The 10,112-nt window shown below is 62.0% G+C and carries 9 protein-coding genes and 2 pseudogenes; 5 read left to right on the top strand and 6 right to left on the bottom strand.

The window, feature by feature from the left end; translation table 11 throughout:
• Window positions 1-1,031 (bottom strand): Mbeg1-like protein (locus AC1VTH_RS04040; protein WP_481334829.1); only part of this gene is annotated, 1,031 nt, incomplete at its 3' end.
• 211 nt (window positions 1,032-1,242) lie between these two features.
• Here AC1VTH_RS04040 and AC1VTH_RS04045 point away from each other — a divergent pair.
• Window positions 1,243-1,836: a sugar O-acetyltransferase gene (locus AC1VTH_RS04045; protein WP_481334831.1), complete on the top strand. Its 594-nt coding sequence runs from the start codon at window positions 1,243-1,245 to the stop codon at window positions 1,834-1,836.
• 88 nt (window positions 1,837-1,924) lie between these two features.
• Here AC1VTH_RS04045 and AC1VTH_RS04050 read toward each other — a convergent pair whose 3' ends face one another.
• The 5 genes from AC1VTH_RS04050 to AC1VTH_RS04070 form a co-directional block, all read right to left on the bottom strand.
• Entirely contained in the window at window positions 1,925-2,668 is a 744-nt protein-coding gene (locus AC1VTH_RS04050) for an SIS domain-containing protein (RefSeq protein ID WP_481334832.1), read from the bottom strand.
• Between the two features lie 83 nt (window positions 2,669-2,751).
• On the bottom strand, window positions 2,752-4,035 hold the full coding sequence (locus tag AC1VTH_RS04055; protein WP_481334833.1) for a PTS ascorbate transporter subunit IIC: 1,284 nt from the start codon (window positions 4,033-4,035) through the stop codon (window positions 2,752-2,754).
• Between the two features lie 24 nt (window positions 4,036-4,059).
• Complete coding sequence (locus tag AC1VTH_RS04060; protein ID WP_481334834.1) at window positions 4,060-4,344, bottom strand: PTS sugar transporter subunit IIB; 285 nt, start codon at window positions 4,342-4,344, stop codon at window positions 4,060-4,062.
• Window positions 4,345-4,405: 61 nt separating this feature from the next.
• Entirely contained in the window at window positions 4,406-4,837 is a 432-nt protein-coding gene (locus AC1VTH_RS04065; RefSeq protein WP_481334836.1) for a PTS sugar transporter subunit IIA, read from the bottom strand.
• 14 nt (window positions 4,838-4,851) lie between these two features.
• The gene (locus AC1VTH_RS04070; RefSeq protein WP_481334837.1) at window positions 4,852-6,810 is read right to left on the bottom strand and encodes a BglG family transcription antiterminator; all 1,959 of its coding nucleotides are present in this window, start codon (window positions 6,808-6,810) and stop codon (window positions 4,852-4,854) included.
• A gap of 285 nt (window positions 6,811-7,095) precedes the next feature.
• Between AC1VTH_RS04070 and AC1VTH_RS04075 the strand changes: the two genes are divergently transcribed.
• From AC1VTH_RS04075 to AC1VTH_RS04090, 4 genes and pseudogenes are all read left to right on the top strand, one after another.
• Entirely contained in the window at window positions 7,096-7,623 is a 528-nt protein-coding gene (locus tag AC1VTH_RS04075) for a nitroreductase family protein (protein ID WP_481334839.1), read from the top strand.
• A 298-nt stretch (window positions 7,624-7,921) separates the two neighbouring features.
• Window positions 7,922-8,725, top strand: a pseudogene (locus tag AC1VTH_RS04080) (helix-turn-helix domain-containing protein); the annotation flags it as partial.
• A 414-nt stretch (window positions 8,726-9,139) separates the two neighbouring features.
• Window positions 9,140-9,742 (top strand): cation-transporting P-type ATPase, encoded by a 603-nt coding sequence (locus tag AC1VTH_RS04085; protein WP_481334840.1) that lies wholly within the window; start codon window positions 9,140-9,142, stop codon window positions 9,740-9,742.
• A pseudogene (locus tag AC1VTH_RS04090) lies at window positions 9,676-10,112 on the top strand (magnesium-translocating P-type ATPase); the annotation flags it as partial. The gene AC1VTH_RS04085 and the pseudogene AC1VTH_RS04090, both read left to right, overlap by 67 nt.

Consider the following 10,112-nt stretch of genomic DNA (forward strand, 5'->3'; position numbering starts at 1 on the left):
ATCGCGGGCAGCGAGGTGCGCCAACGCTCGCGAGCCTCGGCCATGGTGGTGGCATTCGTTGCACCCAGCAGGCCAAACAGCTCGCTCGTGAAGCGATCGCGCTCGGCGGGCGTGCGGCCGCAGATCCAGTCGTTGAGGGCGGCGTCAACGTGGCGCGCACCCGCGGACAGGCCCTCCACCTCGACAAACGAGCAGCCATCGACCACCCAGGAGAACGGGTCGTGCTGGAAGATCCCCACGCTCGTGCTGCGGACCACCGAGTAGTCCTCCTGGTTCTCGAGCATCATGCCCACCACCGAGCTCTGCGGCAGGGTCTTGTCGACGCGCCCTGCGATGGCGCAAAAGCCCTCACTGGCCAGGAACTCAGCGTCAAAGCCAGGGCCGTCGTGCGAGTAGACGCGCGAGACGCGCTCGCGAATCTCGGCAGGCGCCTCGGCGGCGGCGTAGACGGCGAGGTTTCCGCCCTTGGAGTGGCCGCCCAACACGAGTGGGGCGCCCGGGCAGGCCTCGGCCGCGTCGAGCAGGTAGAGGAAGGCCTCGGCCTGGGCCGGCACGGGACGCGCAAAGGTCATGTTGAAGTCCTCGCGCCAGCCGTCAAAGGTGGCATCGGTGCCGCGAAAGGCCAGATAGGCGGTACCATCGTCGAGCAAGAGGGTCACGGCGGCGAACTGCTTGGGCCACTCGGGGTCGGTCGTGTCGCGTCTCAGCCTAAAGCCGCCCACGCGGATGTCGCGAAAGCGCGGGCTTGCGGCCATGGCCTGCAGCAGGCGGCGGCAGCTCTCGGGGTCCCACAGGTCAAAGAGGCCATTGAAGCACTCGGCGCGCAGGGCGTCGCGCAGGCGCGGCGCGGCGGCAGACGTGATGTCCCAGCCGTCGAACTGGCCGCCAAGCGCCTCGAGCCTAAAGTTCGAAAACCACGAGAGCACGAGGCTGTCGGGCGCGCAAAGGGGCCGCTCGACAAAGGTGTCGAGGTTGTTCTCGACATAGGTGCAGATGTTTTGCTTCTCGAGAATCCCGCTGCCTTGGGCCATGACGCTTCCCTCCCCGGTTTAGCTACTATCATGGGCTCAAGGATACCGCGCCGCAGCGCTGCGAGGCCACGCGCCATAGGAGGCACGTAGCAATGCCGCCATGCGACCGGGACGCACGGCCACGTCGTCGCACGCGTCACGCCACATGATCACGCCGCCGCACAGCCATGCCGCCGCATGCCCGAGCACCACATCGCCAGACAGGAGAGCCATGAGAGCCGTCGAAGAAATCATGCGCACGAACGAACCCTATGTGGCCTCGTTCAGGGACGTGCCCACCCACCTGCAGGGACGCGCCAAACACCTGTGCTGGCGACTCGACCAGACCGATCCCACCGACGAGGCCACACGCAACGCCATCGTACGGGAACTGTTTGGCACGGCGGGCGAGACCACGCTCGTCTCGGCAGGATTCAGATGCGACTACGGCTTCAACATCCACGCGCTGGGCATGGCACTCATCAATTACAACTGCTCGTTTCTCGATACGTCGCCCATCACGCTGGGGGCGGGCTGCTTCATCGCGCCGGGCTGCGTGCTGACGTGCGCCGGCCATTCGATCGATGCCGAGCAGCGCACAGCGGGGCTGCTGACGTCTGCGCCCATCACATTGGGCGAGAACGTCTGGTTGGGGGCAAACGTCACCGTGTGCCCCGGCGTGACGATTGGCGCGGGCTCGGTCATCGGCGCGGGCTCGACCGTCGTGCGCGACATCCCCGCGGGCGTCGTGGCCGTAGGCTCGCCCGCGCGCGTCCTGCGCCCCGTTACCAAGGCCGACCGACTCGGCCCTACTTCCCTAGCCTAGGATCTGCGCGAGAAGGGCCGGGCGCGCAAGGCGTCCGGCCCGTAGGCTTGGCGCCGAAGCCCCGGCGCCAAGAGCTTTTGTTGCATGGCTACAACTCGTAGTGGATGCAGTCCTTGTACTCTTCGAACAGTCGCTTGTTTAGTTCGTCGCCCCCATCGAGATTGGCGCTATAGAACACGGGCGGATGCTTCATGCCCGAGTTGACAAGCTTTTGCACGAGAGCGGCCACGATGGCATCAAGCATCGTGGCCCCGACGACCGTTGATGTCGGGGCAACCTTCTGATCGAGTCCGTCAATCGAAACGGCCGCATCGCCAACATCGCCATGGTTATCCAGAACAATATCGGCAATTTCAAAGAGGCGCTTCCCGCTAGGATGCCGCGACTCAACCGATTTTGAATACGACAGGTTCGTAATCGCAATGACAGTACCGCCCGCCTCCTTGGCCGCCATGGCCATCTCGATTCCTACGGGGTTTCTTCCCGAGACGGAGTGAACGATCAGGACATCGCCCTCTTTAAAGTCAACTTGGTCTCGTGCGACGGCACTGCCGTAGCCCGTCAGGCGCTCCATGGAACTCGTGTGGGTAACCGGCTTGGTATCGAGCATGAGCTCCCGAGCAAAGATCGGGTTAATCAACATGCAGCCGCCAGCCCGGTAGAACAGCTCTTCGGTAAGGATTCCCGCATGGCTCGCACCAAAGGCATATATCGAGCTCTTTCTCTTTACGCAGTCAAAGAGGGCATCGACGCACAGCTCCATGCGGGGCGACTCTTCTGTCTCAACCTTCTCAATCAGGCCCTTAATGACTTCAAAGTACTTGAACTCCATTGCCCCTCCAATCAAATAGTGGCGCGCCCGAAAGGTTAGTCGGGCGCGCCACGGCGAACAGGTCAGATGTCAGGCACGGGGACCTAAGCAATCAGCCTGGCAACAGCACCCACGACCATGCCCCAGAGGTCGAAGTCCTGGCCTCCGTAGACCAGCATCCACTGCTGAATCGTGTTGTTGAAGAAGTAGGCACCAAAGCCCACAAGGAAGACTGCAATGATGCCACTAACGGCAGCGCCGACAATGGCGCCGCGAACACCACCCGTCGCGTTACCAACAATAGAAGCGCAGCCAATCTCGAAGAAGCAGGTCGAGATCAGGGGGATGACGACCGTCGGGAAGATTCCGGCGGCGCCGGTAATCAGAATCGTAACGATGGAGGTGACCATAGCAACCATGAAGCCGATGAGCAGGGCGTTAGGCGCATACGGGAAGATAACGGGGACATCGAGGGCGGGGATAGCGTTGGGGACGACCTTCTCCGCGATGCCCTGGAAGGCAGGCACGATCTCGGAGATAAGCATACGAACGCCCTGCAGCATGATGGTGATGCCAACGCCGAAGTAGATTGCGTGGGTAAAGATATAAGTGAAGATGCCCGTGTTACCGTCGGCATATCCCCAGACCACCGCGGGGTCCCGGCCATTGGCAATCAGGATGAAGTACATCACGATATAAGTGATAGCAATGGTGATGGAACCCGTGATGGCGATCTCGCGCAGAAAGCCAAGCGACTTGGGGAACTTGAGGTCCTCAGTAGAGTGCTCCTTGTTGCCAAATGCCTTGCCCAGAAGACCAGAGATCACGGAAAGGCACGTCGTGGGGTGGCCGATGGTAAAGGAGTCATCACCCGTAACCTCCTTAACAAAGGGGCGCATGAGGTTCGGGGACACAATCATGTAAAGAGCGGTGAAGATCGCGGCGAGGATGATGAGTTTGCCACCCGTGAGACCGGCATCGACGCCGGCGGCAATGAACACGAACGGGAACCAATAGAGCATGTGGCCCGTCAGGAAGATGGACTTCCACTTAGTAAAGCGAGCGACCAGGACGTTGATGGCAAATGCCACGATCATCACGATACCAATCTCGGTGCCGTATTCCGTACCGATGTCAACGGTAGTTGAGGGCACTGCCTGGGGCATCACGGTATTAAATGCCGTCGAGATGCCATCGATGGAGTTGCCCGTGATAAGTCCGGTACCCGTCGAAAGGACGAAGAAGCCCACCGCGGTCATCACCGTGCCGCGCACTATCTCTGAGAAGGACTTCTTCTGAAGGATGAGTCCAATGCAGGCGATCAGCGCAAGGAAGATGGCTCCCTGGCCAAAGATCTCGCTGATGATGAAGTTAAGAACGGCTTCCATGCCTAGCTCCTTCCTTTATTTTTCCTAGCGCGATTCGAGGTAAGCCAAGGTCTTTTCCTCGACCTCTTTTTTGTCCATGAAGTTATCGATCTCAATCACGGGAACTTTGGCCCTATCCTTGATGCGCTCACCGAGCTCACGAGAGATAAAGATGACGTCGCAATCATTGGCGCAGCATGTGTTTACGTCGCCACAGAACGCCTCGATCTCGATGTCATGAGCCTTCGCGATCTTCTGGATATTGGTGCGAAGAAGCAACGAGCTGCCGCACCCATAGCCACACACCGTCTGGATTTTTGCTACTCCCATTTGATCCCCTTTCTGCCATCGCGGGTAGTGACGTGGTCTCGTCAGCCCGCGCGAACCACAGCTAACCGTTAATGAGTGCATAAAGCGCTTCGGCCGATTCGCACGACAAAAGAGCGTCGAGGAATCCATCCTCGAGCAGCTTCTCAGCCACTCTCTGGAGACGAGCAACGTGCGCTCCCGGATCAGTGCACGCTAGGCACATGACGATACGAACAGGATCGTTATCGCAGTGGAACTGGATATCGGAATCGAACAGCGCAAGCGACAGGTCGCTCTTATTGACGCCCTCGCCGGGCGCAGCGTGCGCCAGCGCAAGCCCCGGCATTATCACGATGTAGGGACCCAGCTTGTTGACGCTCTCAATCATCCTGTGAACGTACAGTTCATCAATTGAGCCGCATTCAACCAAAGGATGCGCAGCATCCTCAATCGCTTCTTCCCAGCTTTCGGCATGAAGCCCATACCTCACATTGCAAAGGGCAACATTCTCCATCTCCCCACCTCCCTTCAGTCATGCATTCCAAGCACGGACTCGACATCCAACTCGGGACTCTCGAGCGTGCGCAAGTTGCTATCGCGTTCGAAAATCGAAGCCAGGCTCAGCAAATCGCTTCGCTCCTTGTCTCGTATGCCAAGCACCACTATTCCTCTCACCCGCTTTTCTCCAGCAGGGCCAAAGGCAATTGGGTGACTGAGCACCAATATGGCCGCGCAGTTGTCACGTATCCCGTCGTTAACGCCCGCGTGGACATAGGCCATACCAGGCGTAAGGACCATGTATGGTCCGTAGTCCTCAACAGCCGAGACCATCCGATCGACGTAATGCTGCTCGATATATCCAGCCCTCAGCAGGGGGTTGGCGGCCTTCCGAATCGCCTCTCTCCAGTCGTCGCACTCGACACCAACCTGAACAGCGGAGGGATCAACCACCTCGCGGACCGAACTCGTCTCACCGTCGGCAGACTTCGCCGAATAGGAGCGCAAAAACGATGAGCACAGCTTCGAATAGGAAGCCGTGGTGATCTGGCGCTTCACGGCATCGAGCGCTTCCTGATTCAGCAGGGGATCGACCTCAAGCACCGGAGCGCTTTCACAATCGAAGTGGTTCGTTGTAATAACGAGGTCCACATTGTGCGAATCGATGTACTCCTTCGCCTCTTCCAACGACATCGGCCCCGCAACATGGCAGTCGGCCAGGGCGTGGGACAGCCGCGTCATTAAAATCGAGCTTGAGGCGAGGCCAAACGAGCACGCAAACAGAACATCCAAGGCGACGGCGTCGCGAACGCTCGTCTCGTATATCGCGTCAAGGTACATGGCGATGTAGGCAACTTCGCTGTCGTTGAGAGAGATGCCATAACGGGTCTCAACAGCAGCAAGGTGCTTTCGCGTAAAGTCGTACAGCAGAGGAATAGAGCTCGTAATTTGGACAGGAACCTCCGCCTGTATCTGGATGCCATTGCGGCTGCGGTAGATTGCAGCGCGCAAATGGCGGGTAAAGCCTTCAAGTACATGCTGAAGCGACGACTCATCAATTTCGTGCAGCTCTCGAAGAGCGCAAACAAGCTCTCGCGATATACTGCTCGCCTCGTCGTTGCCCGCATGTCGCTCGTCAACAATTCGACGAGTCCCGCTGAGCCTCTGCGACAGCAGGATTGAAGCAACGAAGACAATTTCTGGCTCAGTAGGCAGCAGATTGTCATACTCGCTCAGCAGACGACCAATACCGGGGTCGTCCTGCGAACCGATATCGAATTCCTCGTCCGTCGCACCCGCGGGCAGCATGCATGACCGAGAAATGCGCATGAGCACAAAGGAAATAACGATTGCCAACCGTTCCTGATCGGCAAAAACGACTTGTCGGGCCTCTTGAACGGCATCGATGAGAACGACGGCCTTATCACCATATTCCGCAAGCAACTCGTCAATTAGGAGTGGGCGCAACACGCTATAAAGCTCAACGTCAGATACGAGACCCAGGAAACAGCGCCTGACGTCGATTTCCGCACCGGCCAGATGAGACCCCACGCCCGGCTCACGAATTACTTCGACCCCGTTCTCCTCATAGAAATCGTCAACGTCACTGAAGTGAGAGGCTATGGTTTGCTTGCTAACGTGACAATAATTTGAAATGTCCTGAAACTTAACGACGGGACGAAGGGTGAGCAAGAGCTCGGCAATAGCATCGCGCTCCCGACGCTCGTAGACACGATTCTCACCGTCATCAAGCATGTCACGCAAACGAAGGCCAGACGCCTTTGACGCGGAGAGGCGGACGCCCTTTCCGGGCACCCTCTCAATGGAGCAGCCATTATCCAAGGCAAACGACTCTATAGCCTTAAGATCAGTGCGCATCGTTCGGCTTGACACGTCAAACATGCGGGCGAGGGATTCCACCGTCGAGAAGCCACCGCGAACGCACAGGGCGCGCAAACACGCTCGCTGTCTTCCCGTCAACTCAATCATCTCGCACCTCCTTGATATCTATCATCGATTCGAATCTGAAGACTTTCAATTACAGAAGTCCCCCTTAGCTGCGGCAATTTTCGTGTCAGAAAAAATAGGGTATGTTTCACCGCGATTTGCATTTCATTACACGTGCCGTCGGCATAGCGGCGAAATAGGTAAGGCCAACAGAGGCAAACCTCCGCGGGCTCGCGCCGAGACGCCCTGCTCACTCGCGGGCGCACGCACCTCGCACCCCCGTCACACGTATGATGGAAACAGCGAACCCACCCAGATTGGAGAGCCATGGCCTTCGCAGACCTCACGCTAGCGCGCTACTCGTGCCGCAGCTACACCAACGAGCCCATCTCGAGCGCGGACCTCGACCTCATCGTCGAGGCCGGCCGCATCGCCCCTTCCGCCTGCAACAAGCACCCCACGCGCGTGCTCGTGTGCAACACGCCCGAGCGCCTCGCCGCGGCCGCCAGCGCCCAGCCGCGCTTCGAGCGCGGCGGCAGCGTCTTTGGCGCCCCTCTCGTCCTCGTCGTCTGCACGGTCGAGGGCCAGGCCTGGACCCGCCGCGCCGACGGTCTCTCTGCCGCGACCATCGACTCGTCGATCGCCTGCGACCAGATGATGATGCAGGCCACCGAGCTGGGCCTGGGCACCTGCTGGGTCTGTGCCTTTGACCCGTCCGTCGCCGCACAGGCCCTCGCCCTTCCCGAGGGCGTCTACCCCCACCACATGCTCGCCATCGGCCACGCCGCCGACACGATCGCCGCACCCGACGCCCGCGCCGCCCGCACCATCCCCACAGCCGACTTCCTCCTGTAGCCCAGCGTGACGGAGGGACGTGCCTACTGTCACGCCGCAAGCGGGACAAGAGGCGCGCCCCTCTGTCCCGGATCGGTAAAATCGCAGGTAAATGCCACACGCAACCGCTAGTTGACACACAAGCGGCAAAGTTTAAACCAGAGTTGGTGTCGCAACCGGGCGCGCCCGCCTAGCATCTGGGCCATCGACCACCGCGGGCTCGCCCCGCCCTACGCAAAGGGCCGTCATGGACGTTCAGATCGCAAGCAGGCTCGCCAACCGCCGCCGCGAGGCGGGGCTCTCCTAGGAGGCGCTCGCCGCCAAGCTCGGCGTGAGCCGCCAGGCCGTCTCGAAGTGGGAGCGCTCCGAGGCCTCGCCCGACACCGACAACCTCATCGCGCTGGCCGCGCTCTACGGCGTCACCCTCGACGAGCTGCTTTACGGCGCAGACGAGCAGGGCAGCGGCTCGGCCGAGGCCGAGGCGAACACCACCGAGGCCACCGATGCCGAGCAGGGTGACGACCCCGACGACGCCGCGTGCAAGGCTGCCGACCACACGCAAAACGCCGCCGACGCCGCAAGCGATACCGACGGTGCCGCCGACGCCAGCTCCGCCGCCTCGTCCAAGGACCACGTGAGTATCGGTTGGGACGGCATCCACGTCTCGAAGCCCGGCGAGGAGGTCCACGTGAGCTGGGACGGCATCCACGTGGACGACGAGGCAAAGAATGAGCACGTGCATATCGACCGCAAGGGCCTGCACGCGCAAGACGCAAAGGGCCACAGCGTCGAGTCCGACGGGGCCGGCGGCGTCATCGTCGACGGCGTGAACTACGCGAGCTGGCGCGAGGCGCGCGAGAAGCTCGGGCCAGACCTGGGCAGCACGAGCCCGTTTCTGCGCGCGTGGAACCGCATCCCCTACGGCGCGTTCGCGGCGATCGTCGTGGTGGTGCTCGGCCTTTCCACAGGCACGTGGCTGCCGGCGTTGCTGCTGCTCACGATACCCATCTACCATGCCCTGGGCCGCTCGATCGACCGCCGCTCACTCGTGCCACTCATGAAGCGCCTCATCGCCATGGGCCTGCTCGCCTGGGTCATCTGGATGTGCGCCACCCACATGTAGCAGCGGCCCGCGAGCGTGTCGCAGGGTCGCCCACCAACGCGAGAAGCCATAAAACCTCGTTGACACCACGCGGACGGCCGCGTATCATCCCTGCGGAAATTACAGCGGGCCACGTCCCGGCCAACGCAGGCCGCACGGCTCCACTCAAAGCAGGCCACACGGCTCCACTCAACACGGGTCACACGGCCCCGCCCCATCAACCCCAAGGAGGTGCGCCATGAGCGACGGTTCCAGCCACAGTTGCCAACTCATTCTCGTCCACAACATGGGCATGGCGCGCGTCCTCGGGAAGGCGCGCACCGCACGCAGGTAGCCTCCGGCCGCGCACGCTCGCGCACGGCCCGCCACCGCGCGTAGCCCGGGGCCGCCGCCAGCCGGCCGCTCCACGCAAGTCCCGGGATTGCGAGGTGCGCCATGACGCTGCGCAACCTCTTCCTCCGCCTTGTCGCCCGCCGCGACAACACCACCAGCAGCACCAACGCAAACGCCCCCAAGGCAAGCGCCGGCCAGCTCGACTGGCTGCACCACGCCGCGTCCGCGCCCGCCGCAGACCTCCTCGCCGAGCTCAACACCACCGAAGAGGGCCTCGACAGCGCGAGCGTCGACACCGCCCGCGAGCTCTGGGGCGCAAACGCCCAGGTCCACGCCACCGCGCGCCCGCTTCCGCGGCGCCTCGCCGCGGCCTTCGCCGACCCCTTCACCTACATCCTCGTGCTCATTGCGGCCGTCTCGGTCCTCACCGACTGGACCTTCGCCGCCCCCGGCGCGCGTGACCTCACCACCCCGCTCATCATCGGCGCGCGTGGTGCTCGTCTCGGGCGTCCTGCGCTTCATCCAAGACGAGAAGAGCGCCGCGGCCGCCAGCTCGCTCGCCGAGCTGGTCGAGACCTGCGCCGACGTCGAGCGCGACGGAGACGGCGACAACGAGACCCCCCGTCGACGAGATCGTCGTGGGCGATGTCGTGCACCTCTCCTCGGGCTCCACCAAGCGCTTCATGCTGGCCTTTGGCCCCGTGAGCTCGGTCTTTGACATCGTCACGTTTGCGGCGCTGTTCTTCCTCGTGTGCCCCGCGGTGGCGGGAGGCGCCTGGGGCGCGCTCGACGAGGCGGGTCGCGCGGCGTTCGTGGGGGCGTTCCAGGCCGGCTGGTTCATCGAGAGCATGTGGACGCAGACGCTCGTCATCCACCTGCTGCGCACAGATCGCACGCCCTTCCTCGAGAGCCGCGCGGCGCTTCCGCTGCTTGCGATGGGCGCCGCGGGCGTGATGCTGGCGACCGCCCTGCCCTTCTCGCCCATGGCCGAGGCGCTGGACTTCGTGGCGCCGGGAGCGGCGTTCTTCCCCGTCCTGCTCGCGATCGTCGCGGGATTTGCGGCATGCGTCCTGCT

The organism is Parolsenella sp., assembly GCF_982402205.1.

Bases quoted from the DNA above. Each gene is read 5' to 3' on its own strand.
- AC1VTH_RS04045 (WP_481334831.1), top strand. From the start codon at position 1,243: ATGAGAGCCGTCGAAGAAATCATGCGCACGAACGAACCCTATGTGGCC.
- AC1VTH_RS04050 (WP_481334832.1), bottom strand. From the start codon at position 2,668: ATGGAGTTCAAGTACTTTGAAGTCATTAAGGGCCTGATTGAGAAGGTT.
- AC1VTH_RS04055 (WP_481334833.1), bottom strand. From the start codon at position 4,035: ATGGAAGCCGTTCTTAACTTCATCATCAGCGAGATCTTTGGCCAGGGA.
- AC1VTH_RS04060 (WP_481334834.1), bottom strand. From the start codon at position 4,344: ATGGGAGTAGCAAAAATCCAGACGGTGTGTGGCTATGGGTGCGGCAGC.
- AC1VTH_RS04065 (WP_481334836.1), bottom strand. From the start codon at position 4,837: ATGGAGAATGTTGCCCTTTGCAATGTGAGGTATGGGCTTCATGCCGAA.
- AC1VTH_RS04070 (WP_481334837.1), bottom strand. From the start codon at position 6,810: ATGATTGAGTTGACGGGAAGACAGCGAGCGTGTTTGCGCGCCCTGTGC.
- AC1VTH_RS04075 (WP_481334839.1), top strand. From the start codon at position 7,096: ATGGCCTTCGCAGACCTCACGCTAGCGCGCTACTCGTGCCGCAGCTAC.
- AC1VTH_RS04085 (WP_481334840.1), top strand. From the start codon at position 9,140: ATGACGCTGCGCAACCTCTTCCTCCGCCTTGTCGCCCGCCGCGACAAC.